This window comes from Micromonospora sp. NPDC005237, assembly GCF_040607775.1.
GTDB lineage: Bacteria > Actinomycetota > Actinomycetes > Mycobacteriales > Micromonosporaceae > Micromonospora.
The window spans coordinates 19,233-40,184 of record NZ_JBEXHJ010000014.1 but is presented as its reverse complement, the minus strand read 5'-3'; the positions used below and the strand labels follow the sequence as shown (position 1 = coordinate 40,184).

Annotated in this window: 20 protein-coding genes and 1 tRNA gene; 7 read left to right on the top strand and 14 right to left on the bottom strand. The window is 72.5% G+C overall.

Going from position 1 to position 20,952, the window contains the following annotated elements; all coding sequences use genetic code 11:
* The first annotated feature begins 101 nt into the window (after positions 1–101).
* The 5 genes from ABZT87_RS29365 to ABZT87_RS29345 all read left to right on the top strand — a co-directional run bounded on the left by ABZT87_RS29365 (position 102) and on the right by ABZT87_RS29345 (position 4,079).
* Positions 102–1,280, top strand: a complete 1,179-nt coding sequence (locus ABZT87_RS29365) for an ATP-binding protein (protein ID WP_355068811.1) — start codon at positions 102–104, stop codon at positions 1,278–1,280.
* A gap of 5 nt (positions 1,281–1,285) precedes the next feature.
* Positions 1,286–2,029 carry a response regulator gene (locus tag ABZT87_RS29360; RefSeq protein WP_355068812.1) on the top strand — a complete coding sequence of 248 codons (744 nt, stop codon included), beginning with the start codon at positions 1,286–1,288 and terminating at the stop codon, positions 2,027–2,029.
* Entirely contained in the window at positions 2,026–2,454 is a 429-nt protein-coding gene (locus ABZT87_RS29355; RefSeq protein ID WP_355068814.1) for a hypothetical protein, read from the top strand. Before ABZT87_RS29360 ends, ABZT87_RS29355 begins: the two co-directional genes overlap by 4 nt.
* 108 nt (positions 2,455–2,562) lie before the next feature.
* Positions 2,563–2,991, top strand: a complete 429-nt coding sequence (locus ABZT87_RS29350) for a hypothetical protein (protein ID WP_355068816.1) — start codon at positions 2,563–2,565, stop codon at positions 2,989–2,991.
* A 284-nt stretch (positions 2,992–3,275) separates the two neighbouring features.
* Complete coding sequence (locus ABZT87_RS29345; RefSeq protein WP_355139547.1) at positions 3,276–4,079, top strand: phospholipase A2; 804 nt, start codon at positions 3,276–3,278, stop codon at positions 4,077–4,079.
* A gap of 342 nt (positions 4,080–4,421) precedes the next feature.
* On the opposite strand, the gene ABZT87_RS29340 is transcribed toward ABZT87_RS29345, so the two are convergent.
* A complete protein-coding gene (locus ABZT87_RS29340; protein ID WP_355139545.1) occupies positions 4,422–5,030 on the bottom strand; it encodes a tyrosine-type recombinase/integrase in 609 nt (202 codons plus the stop codon).
* On the opposite strand from ABZT87_RS29340, the gene ABZT87_RS29335 reads away from it, so the two are divergent.
* Entirely contained in the window at positions 4,984–5,328 is a 345-nt protein-coding gene (locus tag ABZT87_RS29335) for a tyrosine-type recombinase/integrase (protein ID WP_355139543.1), read from the top strand. The genes ABZT87_RS29340 and ABZT87_RS29335 overlap by 47 nt on opposite strands.
* 113 nt (positions 5,329–5,441) lie before the next feature.
* Here the strand turns inward: ABZT87_RS29335 and ABZT87_RS29330 are convergent.
* The 9 genes from ABZT87_RS29330 to ald all read right to left on the bottom strand — a co-directional run bounded on the left by ABZT87_RS29330 (position 5,442) and on the right by ald (position 14,115).
* Positions 5,442–5,515 (bottom strand) — tRNA-Pro (locus tag ABZT87_RS29330).
* Positions 5,516–5,702: 187 nt separating this feature from the next.
* Complete coding sequence (gene der / locus ABZT87_RS29325; protein WP_354859389.1) at positions 5,703–7,106, bottom strand: ribosome biogenesis GTPase Der; 1,404 nt, start codon at positions 7,104–7,106, stop codon at positions 5,703–5,705.
* Positions 7,103–7,783: a (d)CMP kinase gene (cmk, locus tag ABZT87_RS29320; RefSeq protein WP_355139541.1), complete on the bottom strand. Its 681-nt coding sequence runs from the start codon at positions 7,781–7,783 to the stop codon at positions 7,103–7,105. The genes der and cmk overlap by 4 nt, the downstream gene beginning before the upstream one ends.
* A 196-nt stretch (positions 7,784–7,979) precedes the next feature.
* Positions 7,980–8,750 carry a pseudouridine synthase gene (locus ABZT87_RS29315; RefSeq protein WP_234581858.1) on the bottom strand — a complete coding sequence of 257 codons (771 nt, stop codon included), beginning with the start codon at positions 8,748–8,750 and terminating at the stop codon, positions 7,980–7,982.
* The gene (gene scpB, locus ABZT87_RS29310) at positions 8,737–9,315 is read right to left on the bottom strand and encodes an SMC-Scp complex subunit ScpB (protein ID WP_355139539.1); all 579 of its coding nucleotides are present in this window, start codon (positions 9,313–9,315) and stop codon (positions 8,737–8,739) included. Before scpB ends, ABZT87_RS29315 begins: the two co-directional genes overlap by 14 nt.
* A 523-nt stretch (positions 9,316–9,838) precedes the next feature.
* The gene (locus ABZT87_RS29305; protein WP_355139537.1) at positions 9,839–10,861 is read right to left on the bottom strand and encodes a segregation/condensation protein A; all 1,023 of its coding nucleotides are present in this window, start codon (positions 10,859–10,861) and stop codon (positions 9,839–9,841) included.
* A gap of 41 nt (positions 10,862–10,902) precedes the next feature.
* Positions 10,903–11,826 (bottom strand): AAA family ATPase, encoded by a 924-nt coding sequence (locus ABZT87_RS29300; protein WP_030334877.1) that lies wholly within the window; start codon positions 11,824–11,826, stop codon positions 10,903–10,905.
* A 181-nt stretch (positions 11,827–12,007) separates the two neighbouring features.
* Complete coding sequence (locus tag ABZT87_RS29295; protein WP_355139613.1) at positions 12,008–13,003, bottom strand: site-specific tyrosine recombinase XerD; 996 nt, start codon at positions 13,001–13,003, stop codon at positions 12,008–12,010.
* Entirely contained in the window at positions 13,000–14,115 is a 1,116-nt protein-coding gene (ald, locus tag ABZT87_RS29290; RefSeq protein ID WP_354859379.1) for an alanine dehydrogenase, read from the bottom strand. Before ald ends, ABZT87_RS29295 begins: the two co-directional genes overlap by 4 nt.
* 244 nt (positions 14,116–14,359) lie before the next feature.
* Here ald and ABZT87_RS29285 point away from each other — a divergent pair, with 244 nt between their 5' ends.
* Positions 14,360–14,665 (top strand): TM2 domain-containing protein, encoded by a 306-nt coding sequence (locus ABZT87_RS29285; protein ID WP_354859378.1) that lies wholly within the window; start codon positions 14,360–14,362, stop codon positions 14,663–14,665.
* Positions 14,666–14,757: 92 nt separating this feature from the next.
* On the opposite strand, the gene ABZT87_RS29280 is transcribed toward ABZT87_RS29285, so the two are convergent.
* The 4 genes from ABZT87_RS29280 to ABZT87_RS29265 all read right to left on the bottom strand — a co-directional run bounded on the left by ABZT87_RS29280 (position 14,758) and on the right by ABZT87_RS29265 (position 20,938).
* Complete coding sequence (locus tag ABZT87_RS29280; protein WP_355139535.1) at positions 14,758–15,363, bottom strand: NUDIX hydrolase; 606 nt, start codon at positions 15,361–15,363, stop codon at positions 14,758–14,760.
* 46 nt (positions 15,364–15,409) lie between these two features.
* Complete coding sequence (locus tag ABZT87_RS29275) at positions 15,410–17,173, bottom strand: CTP synthase (protein ID WP_355139533.1); 1,764 nt, start codon at positions 17,171–17,173, stop codon at positions 15,410–15,412.
* A 163-nt stretch (positions 17,174–17,336) separates the two neighbouring features.
* Positions 17,337–19,781, bottom strand: coding sequence for a hypothetical protein (locus ABZT87_RS29270; RefSeq protein ID WP_355139531.1), 2,445 nt, complete (start codon positions 19,779–19,781; stop codon positions 17,337–17,339).
* Positions 19,781–20,938, bottom strand: a complete 1,158-nt coding sequence (locus ABZT87_RS29265; RefSeq protein ID WP_355139529.1) for a glycosyltransferase family 4 protein — start codon at positions 20,936–20,938, stop codon at positions 19,781–19,783. Before ABZT87_RS29265 ends, ABZT87_RS29270 begins: the two co-directional genes overlap by 1 nt.
* Between the last annotated feature and the right edge of the window lie 14 nt (positions 20,939–20,952).

Below are 20,952 nucleotides of genomic sequence, written 5' to 3'. Positions count from 1 at the left end.
ACTGCTGTCCGGCTACTCTGTCGCGGCCCGCGTGGACGGCCTGGCGGCTCGGCCCGTGTCGCCGAGCCAGGGACGACGCCCGAGCCAGGGACGAGGCCGGCGTGACCGACACCATCGCGAGGATCTCCGCGCGGTGGTCGCCGAGCGTCGAACTGCTGGCGACCACCACCTACAAGCTGATCCGGCCGTTCGAAGCGGTGGCCCTGTTGCTGCAGGCCACGAATCTCATCGCCAGCGCAGTCAACGACCGGTACCGATCCTTCGGGGTGCCGGTGGTGCTGGCGCTCGGCGTGGTGCACCTGGTCCTGGCCGGCATGGTGCTGCGGCACCGGGGGCCGTTGACCCGGGGCCGCACCTGGGCGGCGGCGTGGATCGTGATGATCTTCGTGGTGCAGATGCTGCTCGCCCACCTGCTCGCACCGGGTGACTTTGCGGCCTCCGGTGTTGGCGTTCCGATGGGGAACTACGCGCTGATCCCGCTGGCGGTGTTCGCGTTCTACCCGTGGGGCGGGTTCCGCGATCTCTGGCGGCGCAGGCTGATCGAGGCCGCGCTGATCGTGGCCATCGTGCTGCATCCCCTGCTGATCCTCGGGCTGATGCACCGATGGCAGCTCACCGCCGCGCACGTACGCAGTGTTGCGCTCTACGCCGGGTGGGCCCTGGTGTGGTTCCTGGTCGGTAAGGGGATGGCCAGGCTGTGCCGCATCGCCGTACAGGTGGAAACCGAGGGCCTGGCGGCCGGCTATGCCGCGACTCTGGGCGACTTGCACACCCACGCCGAGCGGGCCGCCGAACAGATTGAGGCCGGGGGTGACGCCCGCCGGGTCGCCCAGGACCTGCGACTGGTCATCGCCACTCGGCGCAGGCAGCTGCTGCTGCAGGACGAGCACGCCGGGGCGGTCGACATCTTCAAGAACGCGATTCGGGCACACGGCGACCGGCTGCGGCTGCTGTCCGGACCGGCCCTCGGCGGCCTGACCGTTCCCCGCGAGCACGCGGTACTGCTCGACCAGGGACTGGCCGACCTGCTCAAGAACGTCGTCGTGCACGGCGGCGGATCAGTGGAGGTGGACTTCGCCGTGGTGGACTCGACCATGACCCTTGACGTGCGCGACCACGGTCCCGGCCTGGACCCCGAACGGTTCGACGCGCCGGGCAGCAGCCTGCAGCGGCTACGCCGCCGGCTGATCGAGCGGGGCGGCGAGCTGCGGCTACTGCCCGCCCCGCCCGACGGCGGCGCGGCCGTGCGCCTGACGCTTCCGCTCCAACCGCGCAGGTGACTGCCGTGCGGATTCTGGTGGTGGAGGACATGGGAATTGCGGGCGTCATGGCGCACACCGAGCTTGCCCAGGCGATGCCGTGCGAGCCGGTCGTGGTCCCTGATCCGGTCGCGGCGCTGGATCGCCTGCGGCGGGAGCGCTTCGACGCCGTGGTGGTCGACATGCTCTTCCAGTCGCACTCCGATGAATTCGAGCGGCGGCGGCGCGAGGGCAGGGTGCGGCTGACCGACGCTCGGCTGCACCTGAGCGGGCTGGCGCTGCTGCGGGCGGCCGGCACGGCCGGGACGCCGGCGGTGCTGTGGACCTCGGGCGAGCCCAACCGGCGGTTGCACATCACTTTCGCCCACGAACACTTCGCGTGCCGCGGAATGTGCCCCAAGGACAAGGGCAAGCTCGCCGCGGCGGTGCGGGCGGTGGTGGCCGGCCGCGAATACGTGGACCCGATCCTGCGGATGCACCTGCCGCCGAGATCCGCCCCGACGCTGCGGGAGACGTTCTTCTCCTCTGAACCGCGGCGGGCCATGTGGCGCGCGATGGCGCTGGGCATGCACCACCATGCCCGGATCGGCCAGGCCGTCGGCGTCAAGAGCGGCGCGGTGCGACGCAGTGTCGAGGAGATGCGCAGCCGGCTGGTTGCCTTCGATCCGGGCTGCTCGGACGAGGGGCCGCCCACCGCGGAACTCGTCCGTTACGCGAGCCAAAACTGGGAGTTCTTCCTGGACGACACGGTGCGGGAGGTCTTCCCGTGACCGCGGCCGACCGCGACGGCCGGCGGCGACGGGAGACCTGGATTCCCCGCGCCGCCCTCGTCGTGCTCCCGGCCGCCTGGGTCGCGCTTGCGGCGACCCTGCCCGCGTCGGCGGACCGCGACGTGACCATCGACGTGTTCTGCACCTCCGGGAACCCGGTGGTCGGCGTCTGGATCGAGTCTCGCTCCGGCGGCTCGGGGTTCGCCCGGCGGGGCGACGCCGGGAGCGCGACGTCCGTCCGGTACACCTTCAAGCAGAAGTTCACCGATGCCTACCAGGCTCGCGTTGGCTGCGGCGGCAACCAGCAGCAATGGGGTCTGACGGTCGTGTCGTCCTACAGCGACCGCCCCTACCGGCGCCTGGCCTGTGACGATGCCGACGACGCAAGGGCTGCGGCCAACGGCTGCCGCGACCAAACGGCCTGACCGTCCGGAAGCGACATTTGTCCGCTGTACCGGCGGCTCCAGACGACGAAAGTTCGTGGTGCAGGGGGACGCGAACGGCGAACCCCCCACCCGATAGGAGCCGATCAGATGGACAGGACAGCACGGCGCGCACTGCGCGCGGGCGGCCAGGCGGCAGTTGTGACGGCGATCACCGTGGCCGCCGCCGTGAGCACGGCGAACCCGGCGGCCGCCGGCACCGTCAACGGATGCGCCCAGAGTTGGTCCGTAGATTACCCGGGGACCTGCATCTGGGTCGACACTGGCGAGAAGCGCGCCGACCACACCCAGTGGGTCAGCCAGATCAAGATCCAGAAGCCTCGCCAGGGTTCCTCCGGCTTCCTGGAGGGCTGGGCTGGCGACGGTCCCACCGGCGTCGCGTGGTACCGGTCGGGCAACGGCGAGACGGTGACGTGGCCGATCAACAAGTGGATCAAGACGGACTCCGGCATCTGCGGCGCCTACACCTGGCCCGGGTCGTCCGACCGCTCGATCGCCTGCATCACCATCAAGGCCTGACCCGGGCCAGGGCTGGAAGCTCGTACGGCCGGTCCGGCTTCCTGGCCGGACCGGCCGCCGGCCCACCGACCCAGCCGCGCGGCGCCGTGAGTCGAACGAGTAATTCGCTCGACCGGCCGCCTCGCCGACGCCACACTCACCTTCCCACCTGCGGCCCAGATAGGGACCTCATGCAGACGATCACACCACGCCACGCGCCACGCCGGCATCGCGCGCCGTCGCATGCCGCCACCCCCGTCAGGATCGGCGCGCGAACGACGGCGTTCGCCGCCACGCTGACCGCTGTGCTCGCCGGCATGGTCTCGTCGGCGCACGCCGACACCACGGCGGACCGCACGGAGCAGCGCCGCTACGTCGTCGAGACCGTGAACCTGGGCAACGGCCAATTCATGCAGCGCAAGACTGACTTCGCCCGAGCCGGCTGCATGCCGGACGACGACTGTCGCAAGCCGTCGCCCTACAACAGGTTCGACTGGGGAACGGACAGCTGCAGCCCGCCCACGTTCGCGAGCTGGCGCAAGCTCTTCGACCAGGCCTGCCAACAACACGACTTCGGATACCGCAACCTCGGCAACGGTCTCGCTCTCGCCCGTGACGAGAACACCCGCAAGTGGGTCGACGACCGGTTCCGCGCCGAGATGAAGGCCATCTGCAACTACCGGTTCAGCGACTGGACCCAGTACGCCAATCTGCAGGCCTGCTTCAAGGAAGCCGACACCATGTACGGGGCCGTTCGCCTGATCAACAACTGGCAGGAGCCGGCGACCACGCAACGACCGGCCGACCCGGCCGCACAACAGCCGGCCGCCCGCGCCGAGACGACCGGCGGACCGACCAGCACGTGGACCGACTTCGGCAACGCTGGCGGCGACGCCGGCCCGCTGATCCCCGGCAATTCCACGGTTCAGGTAGCCTGCAAGGTCACCGGCTTCCGGGTCGCAAACGGCAACACCTGGTGGTACCGCATCGCCTCGCCCCCATGGAACGGCATGTACTACGCGTCCGGCGACGCGTTCTACAACAACGGGCAGACATCGGGATCACTGCGCGGAACGCCGCTCGTCGACGACCGCGTACCAGCCTGCTGATCCGGACTCGGCGCTGGGATCAGTGCGGCTCTGAGCACCGGTAAGCCCACACGATCAGGAGGCAGCACCCCTCAACGGTGCTGCCTCCTGGTCAATGCCCATAAGGCCTCGCCGTAGTTTCCAGCGAGAAAACAACTCCAGCCCTGGTCAGGGGACCCCGCACGAACGCCTGAGCCCAGATCGTCATCACGTTTCTGACCAGCCCTGGGGTTGTTCTTGGTCCGGAAGCTACCGGCGGGCTTACGGCGACACGCACGAGGAGCTGCGAACTTCCGGCGCCACTTCACACCGGGCCCCACCCAGCACCCTGCGGTGTTGACGCGCCGCCAAGGCTCAAGAGCCTTAGTTGAAGACTCGCTCGACGACGGCGGCTTGCTCAGCGGTGCCGGCGCGGAAGTAGCGGGCGGTGGTGTCAAGGGAAGCGTGACCAAGCAGGGCCTGAACCTGCGCGGGATCGGCACCGCCCTGGCGTAGCCGGGTCGCGTAGGTGTGGCGCAGTCGATGGGGCCGCAGGCCGGACAGGCCTGCGGCGGCGCCGACGGTGAGCACGATCTGCGTGATACCGGAGGCGGTGAGCCGACCACGCTGGCCGATCCACAGCGGTCCCGGCTCGGCGCCGCGGTGACGTGTCCAAGCGCTGAGTCGGTCGCGGGCCGCAGCCGGGACCGGCACCTGGCGGACCTCGTCGCCCTTGCCATGCAGCCGGATCGTGCCGGTGCGGGCAGTGATGGCGAGGTCGTCGACGTCGAGGCGGGCGCACTCCTGCACTCGGGCACCGGTGTAGAGCAGCACGGCGACGATGGCGGCGTCGCGGACGCCGCGGCGGTCGGCGGCGCGCTCGACCGCGCCTTGCTCCTTGGCGGTGAGAGCGTCGGGCTCGCCGGGTCGGGGGACGCGGGCCCGCTTGACCGTCAGTCGCAGCCCGGCGATCTTCGCCTCCCGACGCGGCACCTGGCTGTCACCCAACAACGTCCGCCGTCAGTGGCGTGAAGCTCGCGCCGACACCGACCTCGCCTGGGTCACCCCCCACACCTTCCGCAAGACCGTGGCCACCCTCATCAAGGAAGAGACCGACACGAAAAGCGCCGCAGCCCAGCTCGGGCACTCCAGCGAGGAGGTCACCGCCACGTACTACATCGCCAAGCCCGCCCAAGCCCCGGACGTCTCGGACATCCTCGAACGTCTCGGCACCGACTATGGGAGGCGGCAACATCCCACAACCGCCCTGCCTAACGATGCGCATGGATGACGAACCTGGTTGCCGGCCCCGGTAAACGGGGGGTTTTCGGGGGACGGTTAAAAACCCCATAGACAAACTTAAAGCCCTGACCAGCGTTTCCGCTGGTCAGGGCTATTTGCCTGTCGGGACGGCCGGATTCGAACCGACGACCCCTTGACCCCCAGTCAAGTGCGCTACCAAGCTGCGCCACGTCCCGCCCCCGCAAGGTTTCCCCTGCGACAGCCGGTACAGCTTAGCGCAGCGCCTGCCGGTCGGCCGCACAGGCCCCACCCGGGTCGTGCGGGTCGCGAACCACCGCACACCGCCTAGAGCGTCCTAGGATGGTGGGGTAGGGAAATGCCGGATGGCCTCGGAGGACCATCCGGCATTTTGGGCGTGCAGGGTCAGCCGTGCGCCTTGCCTCGGCCGCCGGGGCCGAGCTTCTTGCGGGGGCGTACCGAGATCTCGATGGGGCTGCCCTCGTACCCGAACTCCTCGCGGAGCTTGCGCTCGACGAAGCGCTGGTATCCGGCGTCCAGCGGGCCGGTGGTGAAGAGCACGAACCGCGGCGGCGCCACCCCGGCCTGGGTGGCGAACAGGATGCGTGGCGCGCGTCCGCCGCGCACCGGGTGCGGGGTGGCCTGCACCAGCGCGGTCAGCCACTGGTTGAGGTGCGCGGTCGGCACCCGGGTCTCCCAGCTGGCGAGGGCCTTGTTCAGGGCCGGGGCCAGCTTGTCCACCGCGCGGCCGGTCATCGCCGACAGGTTCAGCCGGATCGCCCAGGGGATGCGGCGCAGCTCCCGGTCGATCTCCTTGTCCAGGTAGTACCGGCGGTCGGCGTCGACCAGGTCCCACTTGTTGAACGCGATGACGAGCGCCCGGCCCGCCTCGGTCACCATCGTCAGGATCCGCTGGTCCTGCTCGCTGATCGGCTCGCTGGCGTCCAGCAGCACCACGGCCACCTCGGCGGCCTCGATCGCGCCGGCGGTACGCAGGCTGGCGTAGTACTCGGTGCCGCTGGCCTTGCCGACCCGCTTGCGCAGACCGGCCGTGTCGACCAGCTGCCAGGTCTGACCGCCGATGTCGACCAGACTGTCCACCGGGTCCACAGTGGTGCCGGCGACCGAGTCGACGACCGCCCGCTCCTCGCCGGAGAACCGGTTGAGCAGGCTGGACTTGCCCACGTTCGGCCGACCGACCAGCGCCACCCGGCGCGGCCCGCGCGGCCGGTTCTCCACGATCTCCGGGGCCTCCGGCAGCGCGGCGAGGATGGCGTCCAACAGGTCACCGGAGCCGCGTCCGTGCAGCGCGGACACCGGGAACGGCTCGCCGAGGCCGAGCGACCACAGCGAGGTGGCCTCCATCTCGATGGCGGTGTTGTCGGCCTTGTTCGCCACCAGGATCACCGGCTTGGCGCTGCGCCGCAGCATCTTCACCGCTGCCTCGTCCACGTCCGTGGAGCCCACCATGGCGTCGACCACGAAGAGGACCACGTCGGCGGTGACCACTGCCGTCTCGGCCTGCGCCGCGATGGCCGCGGCCCGGTCCTTCGCGTCCGGCTCCCAACCGCCGGTGTCCACCACGGTGAACGACCGGCCGTTCCACTGCGCGTCGTACGGCACCCGGTCGCGGGTCACGCCGGGGACGTCCTCGACGACTGCCTGTCGACGGCCGATGATCCGGTTGACCAGGGTGGACTTGCCCACGTTCGGACGACCCACCACGGCCACCACCGGCTGCGGGCCGGTCGGCTCCTCGACGGCGACGTCGGGCTCGCGCAACTCAACCCATCCACCTGGATCGCTCATGCCACGCCCCGCTCGGTGAGCAGGTCACGCAGCCGGAGCACGACCTCGTCGATGCCCAGCTCGGTCGTGTCCAGTACGACGGCGTCCGGCGCCTGGGCCAACGGGTTGACCTTGCGGGTCGAGTCGAGCCGGTCCCGGCGGGCCAGGTCGGCGGCGGTGGCCGCCACGTCAGCGGCGTCCTCGGCGCTGCGCCGGGCGGCACGAGCCGCCTCGGAGGCGGTGAGGAAGACCTTCAGGTCGGCGTCCGGCGCCACGACCGAGCCGATGTCGCGGCCCTCGACCACCATCCGACCGGCGTTGACGATCATCTCGCGCTGGCGGGCGACCAGCAGCTCACGGACCGCCGGCACCGCGGCGACGGCGGAGACCGCCCCGGTCACCTCGGCGCCGCGGATGTCCGTGTCGACGCTCACACCGTCGACGGTCACGCCGTACCCCTGGGGGTCGGTGCCGATGCGCAGGTCCACCTCGCCGGCCACCTTCGCCACCGACGCGGCGTCGGTGAGGTCCACGCCGGAGCGCAGCACGGCCCACGTGATCGCCCGGTACATCGCCCCGGTGTCCAGGTAGCGCGCGCCGATGGCGGCGGCGAGCCGCCGCGACACGGTGGACTTACCCGAACCGGACGGCCCGTCCACAGCGACCACACATCGCCCGGCCCGTACGTTTTCCTCCACCGTGTCCTCCTCAGCCCGTACCTCACGGATCGCCCGGTGCTCTGGCGCCGCAAGCGGTTTGTCAATCGTCATCAATCATGCCCGGGGTCCGTGGCGGACCCACGCGCGCCGCCGCCCGAGGCGACCCACGCCACCTCCGGCGGCCGCATTCCGGCCGTCGCGAGCCTACCGGCAGCCGTACCCCGAACCTCGGGGGTCAGTCACCCACCGCGTTGAACAGGGCGGCGACCTCGGCGTTGGTCAGGCGCCGGAGACGCCCGGTGCGCAGGTCGCCCAACCGGATCGGACCGATGGAGGTACGCACCAGACGGGTGACCGGGTGCCCGACCTCGTCCATCAACCGCCGGACGATGTGCTTGCGCCCTTCGTGCAGGCTCAGCTCCACCTGGGCGCTCTTGCCCAGGGTGCCCACCACCTTGAACGAGTCGACCTTGACCGGTCCGTCCTCCAGCTCGACACCCGCGAGGAGCCGCTTGCTGAGGTTGCGCGGGATCGGCCCGACCACCTCGGCCAGGTAGGTCTTCAGCACCTCGTACGAGGGGTGCATGAGTTTGTGCGCGAGGTTGCCGTCGTTGGTGAGCAGCAGCAGGCCCTCGCTGTCCGCGTCGAGCCGCCCGACGTGGTAGACCCGCTGATCCAGCCGTCTGCCGATGAAGTCGGCCAGCTCGGTGCGTCCCTTCTCGTCCGCCATGGTGGTGACCACCCCACGCGGCTTGTTCATCGCCACGTAGACCAGGCGGATGTCGACCTGCAGGCGCTCGCCGTCCACGTGGATCACCGCAGTGGCCGGGTCGACCTTGTCGCCGAGCTTCGCGACCCGCCCGTCCACGGTCACCCGGCGTCGGAAGATCAGGTCCTCGCAGGCACGCCGGGAGCCCACGCCGGCGGCGGCGAGCACCTTCTGCAGGCGCTCCGCCCCCTCGTAGACGGGGGCGTCGGATTTCGGGGAACGGTTATCGGGTCGCATCAGCAAGCTCTTCTACGTCGTCGGGCAGGAAGGGTGCGAGAGGTGGCAGCTCGTCGACGGTGTTCAGCCCGAGCTTCTCCAGGAACAGCGTGGTGGTCCGGTAGAGGAACGCCCCGCTGTCCGGTTCGGCGCCGCACTCCTCAACGAGGCCGCGGGTGACCAGCGTACGGATGACGCCGTCGCAGTTGACACCCCGGATGGCCGAGATCCGCGACCGGGTCACCGGCTGCTTGTACGCGACCACGGCCAGAGTCTCCAACGCCGCCTGGGTCAGCCGCACGGACTGCCCGTCCAGGACGAACCGCTCGACGTACGTAGCGTATTCCGGCCGGGTGTACAACCGCCAACCGCCCGCAGCCCTGCGCAGCTCGAACCCGTGCCCGGCGGCCGTGTAACCGGCGGCGATCTCGTCGAGCATCGGCCCGATCCGCTCGGCCGGCTGCTCCAACACCTGAGCCAGGACCAGCTCGCTGACCGGTTCGTCCACCACCAGCAGGATCGCCTCCAGCGCGCCGCGCAGCTCGGCGTCGGGCAGGTCGGGCGCGGGCTCCGGCGCGGCCGTCACCCGCCGCCGCCCCACAACCTCCCGCCGAGGTACGCCCCCAGCCCGCTCCCCCACCTGAGCCGCAGGAGTCTCGGCCACCCCGACCGTCTCACGAGGCTCGGAGGGCTCGCCCGACTCGGCGGACTCGGCCGACTCGGCAGACTCCGGCTCATGGAGGGGCGGTTTGCTTCCCAGATCTTCGGCGGACATCGGCGGGACGGTGACCGCCCCAGGTGATTTTGCGGATTGGTCGGTGTCGCGTTCCCCGTCGACCCCGACGGCGCTGGGAGCCCCGGCGACCGTGCGGGTGTCGGGCTGCGCGGGCGCTTCGGGTGCACCGGCGGACGCGGGAGCGGCGGCAGCCTCGGCAGGTTCAGCAGCGTCGGGAGTCTCAGCAGCGTCGGAGGGCTCGGCCTCCTCGGAAGACCCAGCAGCCTCGGGAGACTCGGGCGCCTCGGCAGGGGTTGGGGCCGGTGGGCGGGGACGATTCCACGGCGGGACCCAGGCGGCGGCCTGGTCGGCCAGGGAGTCCCGGCGTTCCTCGTCACTCATCCCGCTCACCCTCCGTCGTTCCCGTTCCGCCCGCGCCCGCGGACTCCGAGCCGGCCTCCCCCGCCGATCCAGGCCCGGCCTCCCCCGCCGATCCAGGCCCGGCCTCCGCCGCCGGCTCCGGCCCCGAGGGCGGGTCGGGGTCGGCGGGGGTGCCGGCGTACTCGTCGACGTGCAGTTCGGTCTCGCCGTCGACCGGGCCGGTCCAGCGCACGGTCAGCTCCTCCAGGGCCTGCTCCTGCACGAAGGCCACCAGGCCCTCCCGGTACAGCTCCAGCAGCGCCAGGAACCGTGCCACCACCTCCAGGGTGGCCTCGCAGTCCGCGCACAGCAGCGAGAACGTCGCCGTGCCGGCCCGGCGCAGCCGGGAGGCGAGGATCGCCGCGTGTTCGCGGACGCTGACCCGGACCATGTGCACGTGGGCGATGGACACCTCCGGCACGGGCTTCGGGGTCATCGCCCGCACGGCCAGCTTCAGCAGTCGCTGCGGGCCGATGCCGAGCACCAAGTCGGGCAGCGCCTCGGCGTAGCGGGGCTCCAGGCTGACCGCCCGGGGATACCGGCGACCGCCGACCGCCTCCAGCTCGGCGATGTGGGCGGCGGCCTCCTTGTACGCCTTGTACTGCAGGAGCCGGGCGAAGAGCAGGTCGCGCGCCTCCAGCAGGGCCAGGTCCGCCTCGTCCTCCACCTCGGCGGCGGGCAGCAGCCGGGCCGCCTTCAGGTCGAGCAGGGTCGCGGCGATGAGCAGGAACTCGCTGGCCTCGTCGAGGTCCCAGCTGTCGCCCATGGCGCGGATGTAGGCGATGAACTCGTCGGTGACCGTGTGCAGGGCCACCTCGGTGACGTCGAGCTTGTGCTTGCCGATCAGTTGCAGCAGCAGGTCGAACGGGCCGGTGAAGTTGGCCAGCCGCACCGTGAAGCCGGTGGCAGCCGGGTCGGCCGGCGGGGAGGCGGGCGGCACGCCGTCGACCACGGCCGCAGCAGCGGCTTCGGGCGGGTCGAGGGGTGGCGCGGTCACCGCACGACCGTAGTCCACGACACGGACACGGGGCGTTCCGGCTACCGCTCCGACTGGGCGGCGATCACCTCACGGGCCAACTGACGGTAGTTGCGCGCCCCGGAGGACGCCGGGTCCATCGTCGTGATCGGGGCACCGGCCACGGTGGACTCGGGGAACTTCACCGTCTTGGTGATGACCGTCTGGTAGACCTTGTCGCCGAACGCCTCGACCACCCGCTGGAGCACCTGCCGGCAGTGGGTGGTGCGGCTGTCGTACATGGTGGCGAGGATGCCTTCGAGTTCCAGGTCGAAGTTGAGCCGCTCGCGCACCTTGTCGATGGTGTCCAGCAGGAGCGCGACGCCGCGCAGGCTGAAGAACTCGCATTCGAGGGGGATGAGCACGCCGTGCGCGACGGTCAGCGCGTTGATCGCCAGCAGGCCGAGGGACGGCTGGCAATCGATCAGGATGTAGTCGTACTCCTTGCGGACGGTCCGCAGCACCCGGGCGAGGGCCATCTCCCGGGCGACCTCGTTGACGAGCTGGATCTCGGCGGCGGAGAGGTCGATGTTGGCCGGCAGCAGGTGCAGACCCGCGACGTCGGTCTTGATGAGGACGTCCTCGGCGGTCACGTCGTCCTGCATGAGCAGGTTGTAGACGGACAGGTCGAGGTTGTGCGGGTTGACCCCCAGGCCCACCGAGAGCGCGCCCTGCGGGTCGAAGTCGACGAGCAGCACCTTGCGGCCGTACTCGGCCAGCGCCGCGCCCAGGTTGATGGTGGTCGTGGTCTTGCCGACGCCACCCTTCTGGTTGGCCATCGCGATGATGCGCGCGGGGCCGTGCCGGTCGGTGGGCATCGGCTCGGGGATCGGCTTGCGCATCGTGTAGGCAGCCGGGTCCGCGGGACCCAGGTCCGCGCCGAGCGTGGCCTGCTGCTCGCGGAGCTCCGACGTCCAGGTCTCGGCACGGTCACCGTTGCCAGCCATGTGCTCGTTGCCCCCTCCCGACGACCCACCCGGCGTCGGAGCCGTCCGACGTCCTTCGCGGCGCCGCTGCGCACCCCGGTCGTGTCGCCCCAGGAGGTCCGCGCCGATGCCGACTGTACGCCACCGACCAGCAGGGCGTTCGGCACCGGCCCGGCGTGTCGAAGCCGACGACGGCCGGGGTTCAGCCGAGGGCGCGCGGGTGGGCCGTGGCGTACACCTCGCGCAGCCGCTCGACGGTGACGAGGGTGTAGACCTGGGTGGTGGTCACCGAGGCGTGGCCGAGCAACTCCTGGACCACCCGGACGTCGGCGCCGCCGTCGAGCAGGTGGGTGGCGTACGAGTGGCGCAGGGTGTGCGGGGAGACCGCCGCGGCGCCCTCGACCGGCAGGCCGGCCCGCCCGGCGGCGCGGCGCAGGATGGCCCAGGCGCCCTGCCGGGACAGCGCCCCGCCGCGCGCGTTCAGGAAGACGGCGGGGGTTCCCTTACCGCCGGCGGCCAGAGCGGGGCGGGCCCGGACCAGGTAGGCGCGCACCGCCTCGACGGCGTACCCGCCGATCGGCACCAGCCGCACCCGGCCGCCCTTACCGCGCAGCAGCACGGTGCCCTCGTCGGCGTCGAGGTCGTCGATCGCGGCGCCGATCGCCTCGGAGATCCGCGCGCCGGTGCCGTAGAGGAATTCCAGCAGCGCCCGGTCGCGCAGCGCGAGCGGCGCGTCCTCGCCGGTCGCGGTGATCGCACCGGCGGTCTCCAGGAGCCGGACCACGTCGTCGACTCCCAGCGCGCGGGGCAGCCGGCGCGGCGGGGTGGGCGGGCGGACGTCGCGGCTGGGGTCGGCGCCGGCCAGCCCCTCGCGCAGCGCGAAGCGGTGCAGGCCGCGGACCGCGCTGGCCGCGCGGGCGGCGGACGACACGGCGAGGGGCGGATGGTCGTCGTCTCCGGCGCGCAGCCGGGCCAGGTGCGACTCGACGACGCCGGCGCCGACCGACGCGAGGTCGGCGACGCCGGCGTCGGCCAGGGTCGTGAGATAGCGCTCCAGATCCCGGCGGTACGAGGCGAGGGTGTTCGCGGACAGGCCGCGCTCGACGGTGAGGTGGTCGAGGTAGCCGCGGACGGCACGGCGCAGGGCCGGCGCGGGCTCGACGCCCGCACCGGCCCGTTCGGCCGTGGAGTCGGTCAGCCCAGGACCTCGGCCAGCGGGAGCACGGGCATGCCGTGCGCCTCGGCGACCGGACCGTAGGTGACCTGGCCGTCGTGGGTGTTCAGACCCAGGGCGAGGGCCGGGTCGCGACGCAGCGCCTCGCGCCAGCCGTGGTTGGCCAACTCCAGGGCGTACGGCAGGGTGACGTTGGTCAGCGCGTAGGTGCTGGTGTTCGGCACCGCGCCGGGCATGTTCGCCACGCAGTAGAAGATCGACTCGTGCACCTTGTAGACCGGGTCGGCATGCGTGGTGGGGCGCGAGTCCTCGAAGCAGCCGCCCTGGTCGATGGCGATGTCGACGAGCACGCTGCCGGGCTTCATCCGGGAGACCAGCTCGTTGGAGATCAGCGTCGGGGCCTTCGCGCCGGGCACCAGCACCGCGCCGATGACCAGGTCGGCGTCGAGCACGGCCCGCTCGATCTCGTACGCGTTGGAGGCGACGGTCTGCAGGTGACCCCGGTAGATGGCGTCGGCCTGGCGCAGCCGGGCGACGTTCTTGTCCAGCAGCAGCACCTCGGACTGCAGGCCCAGGGCGATGGCGGCGGCGTTCATGCCGGAGACGCCGGCGCCGATGACGACGGTCTTCGCCGCGTACACGCCGGAGACGCCGCCGGGCAGCACGCCGCGCCCACCGCCGGTGCGCATCATGTAGAACGCGCCGACCTGCGGGGCGAGCCGGCCGGCCACCTCTGACATCGGGGCGAGCAGCGGCAACGACCGGTCGGGCAGCTCGACGGTCTCGTACGCGATGCCGGTGACCTTGCGGTCGACCAGCGCGTCCGTGCACGACTTGGAGGCGGCCAGGTGCAGGTAGGTGAAGAGCACCTGCCCCTCGCGCATCCGGTGGTGCTCCTCGGCGATCGGCTCCTTGACCTTGAGCACCAGCTCGGCGGTGTCCCACACCTCGTCGGCGGTGGCCAGGATCTTGGCGCCCGCCGCGGCGAACTCCTCATCGGTGATGCTGGAGCCGACTCCGGCGCCGGACTCGACGAAGACCTGGTGGCCGCTGCGGGTGAACTCGTTGACGCCCGCTGGCGTGATCGCCACGCGGTACTCGTGGTTCTTGACCTCGCGTGGGATTCCGACCTTCACGATGCAGACACCTCTCTTCGGGGCTGCTTCCCCCCGACTGCTCGGTGCCGCGACGGCCCCATTGCCGCCACGGTCCACCGGTCCCGCCGGCGGCAGTCTAGGCGCGTCCGGCCCCGCCGGGAGCCAGCACAGTGGCATCCGGTGCCCGGGTGACCTGACGGAGTGTCAGCGCGCCGAACGGGCCGGCATTGGGACGTCACCTCAGCCGTCAGGACAGTGTTCGCCCATTATCGTCCCATCTGCCGTGTGGCGGTGCGGACAGCCGGCGAGTGGATCACTAGTGTGTCCGCCCATGACCACTCCTCCATACCAGCCCGGGTACGCCCCGGGTTACTCCGACAAGAGCAAGGTCGTCGCGGGCATCCTCGGCATCCTGCTCGGCACCTTCGGGGCCGGTCGGTTCTACACCGGACACACCAAGATCGCTGTTCTCCAGCTCGTCGTGAGCCTGGTGACGTGCGGCGTCGGCGCGCTCTGGGGCGTCATCGACGGCATCCTGATCCTGGTCAACGGCGGCACGGACGCGCAGGGTCGCCCGCTGCGGGACTGACCGGCCACACCGCGACACGAGAAGGGGCCCCGCGGCTGACCGCGGGGCCCCTTCTCGCGTACCCACCGATCGGGAAGGACCGGCGGCGGCGCTCAGCGCGGCAGCGGCGCCTCCGCCCGACGCAGCGCCGCGAAGCCGGTGTCCCGGGCGCGGGCCGCCGCGAGCAGGCCGGCCACCGCGGACGCGTTGGTGATCTCGCCGGCCAGGACCATGTCGACCGCCTCGTCGAGGGCCATCCGGACGATCTGCAGGTCGGCCTCCTCGTCGCGGCGCTCGTGACGCTCCCCCGCCGGCACGTCGGCCAGGTCCCGGGCCAGGAACACCCGGACGATCTCGTTGGTGAACCCCGGCGAGCTGTGCAGGTCGACCAGCACGTCGATCCGCCCGGCCGTGAGGTCGGCCTCCTCGGCCAGCTCCCGCAGCGCGGCGGCCGGCAGCTCCTCGCCGGAGACGTCCATCAGCCCGGCGGGCAGCTCCCACAGGTGCCGGCCGATTGGGTGCCGGTACTGCCGGATCAGCACCACCTGACCGGCGTCGTCGAGGGCCACCACGGCCACCGCCCCGACGTGCCGGACGAGGTCACGCAGCGCGGTCCCGCCGCCCGGCATGGTCACCTCCTCGGTGACCACGTCGAAGATCCGACCCCGGTAGCGCTCCTCGCGGGAGCGCACCTCGTAGCGGTGCTCACTGTCGCTCACGCCGTCGCCCCGCTGCTGAGCCTGCTGGTTCGCTCGCTCCGCTCGCTCACGAGGCCGACGCGGCCTTCGTCGCGGCGCCGTTGCGGGCGGCCTTGCGCGCCGACGGGGCCTCCGACGGGGTCTCGGACGCGGCCTCCAGGTCGACCGGCAACTGGTCGGCCTGCGAGTACGTCACGGCGGCCCGGACGAACGACGCGAACAGCGGGTGCGGGCGGGTGGGACGGCTCTTCAGCTCCGGATGCGCCTGCGTGGCCACGAAGAACGGGTGCAGATCCCGGTCCAGCTCGATGAACTCGACCAGCCGGCCGTCCGGGGAGGTGCCGGAGATGTGCAGGCCCGCCTTGGTCAGCGCGTCCCGGTAGGCGTTGTTGATCTCGTAGCGGTGCCGGTGCCGCTCGCTGATGTCGGTGCTGCCGTACGCCTCGGCGACGATCGAGCCCTCGGTCAGCGTCGCCGGGTACGCCCCGAGCCGCATGGTGCCGCCCAGGTCGCCCTTGCCGGCGACGATGTCCTCCTGGTCGGCCATCGTGGCGATGACCGGGTGCGCGGCCTGCTCGTCGAACTCCAGCGAGTTGGCGCCGTCCAGGCCGGCCAGGTGCCGGGCCACGTCGATCGTCATGCACTGCAGGCCGAGGCAGAGGCCGAGCAGGGGGATGCCGTTCTCCCGGGCGTACCGGGCCGTGCCGATCTTGCCCTCGATGCCACGGACCCCGAACCCGCCCGGGATGAGGATGCCGTCCACGCCGGCCAGGGCGGCCGCCGCGCCGGCCGGGGTGACGCACTCGTCGCTGGGCACCCAGCGCAGCTGCACCCGCGCCCGGTGACCGAAACCGGCCGCCCGGATCGCCTCGCTCACCGACAGGTACGCGTCCGGCAGGTCGACGTACTTGCCGACCACGGCGACGGTGACCGTGTGCCGGGGCCGGTGCACCCGCTCCAGCAGGTCGTCCCAGCTCGCCCAGTCCACGTCCCGGAACGACAGCCCGAGCCGGCGCACCACGTACGCGTCGAGCCCCTCGCGGTGCAGCACCTTCGGGATGTCGTAGATGCTCGGGGCGTCCGGCGCGGCGACGACCGCCTCGGCGTCGACGTCGCAGTACAGCGACAGCTTCTCCTTGAGCTTCACCGGGATCTCCCGGTCACAGCGCAGCACGATGGCGTCCGGCTGGATGCCGATGTTGCGCAGCTGCGCCACGGAGTGCTGGGTCGGCTTGGTCTTCAGCTCGCCCGACGGCGCCAGGTACGGCACCAGCGACACGTGCAGGTAGAAGCAGTTGTCCCGGCCCAGGTCGTGGCGCACCTGGCGGATCGCCTCCAGGAACGGCAGCGACTCGATGTCGCCGACGGTGCCACCGACCTCGGTGATGACCACGTCGGGCAGGACGCCGTCGTCGTCCGGGTCGGCCATCGCCAGGATCCGCGACTTGATCTCGTTGGTGATGTGCGGGATGACCTGGACGGTGTCGCCCAGGTACTCCCCCCGGCGCTCCTTGGCGATCACGTCGGAGTAGATCTGGCCGGTGGTGACGTTCGCCTTGCCGGACAGGGCCCGGTCCAGGAAACGCTCGTAGTGCCCGACGTCGAGGTCGGTCTCGGCGCCGTCCTCGGTGACGAAGACCTCGCCGTGCTGGAACGGGTTCATCGTCCCGGGGTCGACGTTGAGGTAGGGGTCGAGCTTCTGCATCACCACGCGCAGCCCGCGCGCGGTCAACAGGTTGCCGAGGCTGGAGGCGGTGAGGCCCTTACCCAGCGAGGAGGCGACGCCCCCGGTGACGAAAATGTGCCTGGTCGTCCGTGCTGATGGGGCCAAGGCCTGCTCCCGTGTCGTCTGTCGCGGTCATGCAGACCGCCGTGCTCGATCAGCAAAGTGATCACGCGATCCACGGGATTCCACGGTAACACCTCTGCGGCGGGTACTCGCAGGCCGCACCCCGGGTGCGACAGGAACGGGCCACCCTGGCGACGCCCGACGGTCAGGAAGCGGCAACCTCGGTCGATGGCCGGGTGACCGGCGCGGCCGGGGTGTCCGCCGATCGTCGCTGCGCCGGCGCGGAGGGCGCCCCGGTCGCCGCGTCCGCCGCCGGACGCTCCGGCGGCGACTGGGCGGGCCCGTCGACCACCGGAGTGCCCACGGGCGCGTCCGGGCCCGGGGGCAGCACGACCACTCGTGGGGGCGCTGCGGGCGGGACGCCGATCGGCCGGGGGTGACCCGCGCCCAGCGGTCCACCGCCACCGGTCGGACCGTCGCCTCCACCGGCCGGCCCGTCGCCACCGGAGCCCGAGTCGTCGTCGGCCCCGTTCTCCCGGGAACGGCCCGTGTTCGGGCGGGTCCGGTCGGCGGCATGCCCGAGCACGCGCAGCGACGCCAGCGCGGCCATCGGCACCACCAGGGCGGCAGCGGCGCCCGCCACGTCCAGCGCCGCGCCGTCGAGCACGCCACCCAGCACCGCCGCGACCGCCGTGCCGCCCAGCGCGGCCCGGATCGCCGGGTAGATGCCGAACAGCCGCAGCAGCCCGCCCCACGGCTGCAGCAGGGCGAACCACACCAGCAGCCCACCGGCCAGCGCCAGCACGGTCAACGGGCTGTTCACCAACGTCTCGAAGTTCGCCGTGCTGGACCGGTGCACGGTGAACCCGCCGGTGCCGTCGGCCACCGCGGACAGGAACCGGCCGAGGCTCCCCCGCTCGGCCGCAGGCCGTCGCAGGTCGACCACGGCGAAGCCGATGCCGACCGCCAGGGCGGCCATGGTGGCCCACGCCAGTCGGGTGATGGTCAGCCAGCCGCCGGCGCTGATCGCCGCGGCCACGCTCAGCCCGGCGGTCAGCGCGATCGCGCCGACCGGGTCGGCGCCCAGGTACGGGCTGCCGACCACCACCACGGCGAGACCGCCCACGGCGACCATCACGGCCGGCCGCCAGCGGCGGTGCACCCGCTGGCCGAACCACCCGCCGGTCACCAGCGCGCCGGCGAGGAACACTCCCAGCCCGACGGTGCTCAGCCCGGCGTACCGGCCACCCTGCAACGCCGAGTAGCCGACCACGCTGTTGAGCTGCAGGCTCGACCCGGTGAGCACGTCCAGCCCGACGGTCAGGGTCGTGAGGCCGGCCACCGCGCCGAACGGGCCGAGCGTGTTCGCGTACCCGGGGGCGAACCGGACCGCCGCGGTGCCCCCCGCGACCAGCAGCGCGGTGACCGCGCCGAAGATCCATCCGGGGTGTTCGCCCCGCCACCAGGGCACGGCGTCGGCGAGCAGCGCGGCCGGAACGGCCAACGCGGCCGCCACCAGCAGCAACTCCACCACCGCCACGACGCGGGCGGAGACCGGGGTCGGGCCGGCCGGGCCGGCGTGTGGTCGGGCCCGGCGCAGCAACGGCAGCACCGCCAGGGCCAGCAGCACCTGAAGCCCGGCGAGCAGGGCGAAGAACCGGCCGGAGACGGCCCGCTGGGCCGTCGCCTCCCGGTCGGCGTCCGCCGGCGCGTTGATCGCCTCCGTCAGGTCGGACGGGCGGCCGCCGGTGCTGACCGCCGGCCGGCCGAGGAACAACCGCTCCGGCATCGGCCGTCCCAGCGCGGTCAGCGCCGTCGGCGCGAGGTCGACAAGTTGCAGGTAACCGTCGCGGCCGGTGCTGGCCGAGGTGAGCCAACCCCGCTCCCAGCCCGGCCCGTCCGCGACCACCACGTGCAGCCGCGACGGCTGCTCGGTGTCGGAGATTCCGGCCACCAACACCAGCGACCGCTCCGGCCGGGCGGCCAGGACCCGGGCCAACTGGGCGTCGGCGGCCCGCGCCTGCTCGGCACGAGCCACCGGGTCGGTCCCCTCGACCGTGCCGAGGTCGACGATGCTCAGCACGCACGAGCCGAGCAGCCGGCGCGGATCGGCCGGCAGCCCCGCGGCGTACCGGTCGACCCGGCCGAACGGGCGGGCGGCGGCCACGGCGGCGCCCGGACCCACGGCGACCGAGCAGCGCACCGACTCCGACAGCGACCCGGGCATGGTGCCCCAGGGCAGCCGCTGCTGGTTGTACTGGACCACGCTCTCCTGGTCGGGCAGGTTCGCGCCGATCCCGTCCGGTTGCTCCACGGCCACGCCGGCGGGCGGGCAGCCGCCGTCGGGCCGGGTGCCGTTCCACGCGGCGAAGCTCCCCGCGCCGAGGGTCAGCCACCCGTCGACCGGGCAGGTGGGCCGGTGCGCGGACCGCACCGACAGGGAGCCGATCGAGCCGTCCCGGGCCATCCGCCACAGCGTCGGGGTGCTCTGCTGGTCGACGTCCTCCCAGCGCAGTCCGGCGATCCCGGCGAGCACCACGAAGTCGGCGGTGCGCTGCGGGGTGCCCTGGGGTGGCCGGGCGGACAGCGCGGTGACGCCCAACACCACCACGAGCACGGTCAACAGGGCGGGAGCGAGTCGACGCAGCATCACCGGTGTCCCGTCATCGGCGCGTCGGAGCCGGGGGCCGCCGGAGGAGTCGAACGGGCGGTCAGTTCGGCGTAGAGGGCCGCCAGTACGGCCACCGTGTCCGTCTCGGTGGGCCACGTCGCCGCCCGCTCGGCGCCGCGCCGGCCCAGCTCGGCCCGGGCCTCCGGGTCGTCCAGCAGCGCGCGCACCGCCGCGTCGACCGCGTCCACGTCACCGGCGGGGACCAGCGCGGCGGCATCGCCGACCAGCTCCGGCAGGCCACCCACCGCGGTCGCCACCAGCGGCACGCCGGCCCGCATCGCCTCCTGGGCGAACAACTGCCGGGCCTCCCAGTCGCTGGTGACCACCGCGAGGTCGGCGCCGGCGAGCAGGTCGGCCACGTCGGTGCGGTGCCCCAGCAGGGTCACCGGGGCTCGGGCTGCCGAGGTCCGCGCGGCCAGCGGCAGGTACGCCGGGCCACTCCCGGCGATCACCACGACCGGCGGCGGGGTACGCGTACGCCAGCGGGCGGCCGCGTCGATCAGCACGTCGTAGCGCTTCTGCGGGTGCAGCCGCCCCACCGAGACGAGCAACGGCTGCTCCGGTCGTACGCCGAACTCGGCGCGCACGGCGGCGCGGCGTCGACGCGGCGCGGGCAGCGTCGGGGCGGCGACCGGGGCGAGTCGGGCGTCGGCGGCGCCCAGCGCGGCGGCCCGCTCGACCAGATCGGTGGAGGCGCCGAGAGCCACCCGGACGCCCCGGGCGACCACCCGCTCGACGAGCCGCGAGGCCCCGCCGCGCAGGCCGCCCACGAGGACCGCGTTGTGCCAGGTCACGATCAGCGGGGCGGACGGACGGGCCAGCACGGCGACGAGACCGGCGCGCAGGCCGTGGGCGTGCACCACGTCGACGCGGGCCGCGGCGAGCGCCCGCCGCAGGGCGAGCACCGCCCGCGCGTCGGCGGGGGTCGGGCTGGCCGGGATCTCCACCGGCTCAAAACGCGCGCCGACGCCGGTGAAGTCGAACTGCTCCTGCGTGGCCGCCGGCCCGCAGACGAGCACGGTGGCACCGGCCGCGACGAGCCCGCGCGCCACCGAGCGGACGTGCTGGCCGACCCCGCCGGTGCTGGAAGCCAGCAGCAGCGCCACGGAGCCCGACCAGCCGTTTGTCTCCGTCATGCCGGCCACCGCCG

Excerpts from the sequence above, each read along its gene's own strand:
- ABZT87_RS29300 (WP_030334877.1), bottom strand. The coding sequence starts at position 11,826 with ATGGCTGGCAACGGTGACCGTGCCGAGACCTGGACGTCGGAGCTCCGC.
- der (WP_354859389.1), bottom strand. The coding sequence starts at position 7,106 with ATGAGCGATCCAGGTGGATGGGTTGAGTTGCGCGAGCCCGACGTCGCC.
- ABZT87_RS29315 (WP_234581858.1), bottom strand. The coding sequence starts at position 8,750 with ATGCGACCCGATAACCGTTCCCCGAAATCCGACGCCCCCGTCTACGAG.
- ABZT87_RS29350 (WP_355068816.1), top strand. The coding sequence starts at position 2,563 with ATGGACAGGACAGCACGGCGCGCACTGCGCGCGGGCGGCCAGGCGGCA.
- ABZT87_RS29270 (WP_355139531.1), bottom strand. The coding sequence starts at position 19,781 with ATGCTGCGTCGACTCGCTCCCGCCCTGTTGACCGTGCTCGTGGTGGTG.
- ABZT87_RS29265 (WP_355139529.1), bottom strand. The coding sequence starts at position 20,938 with ATGACGGAGACAAACGGCTGGTCGGGCTCCGTGGCGCTGCTGCTGGCT.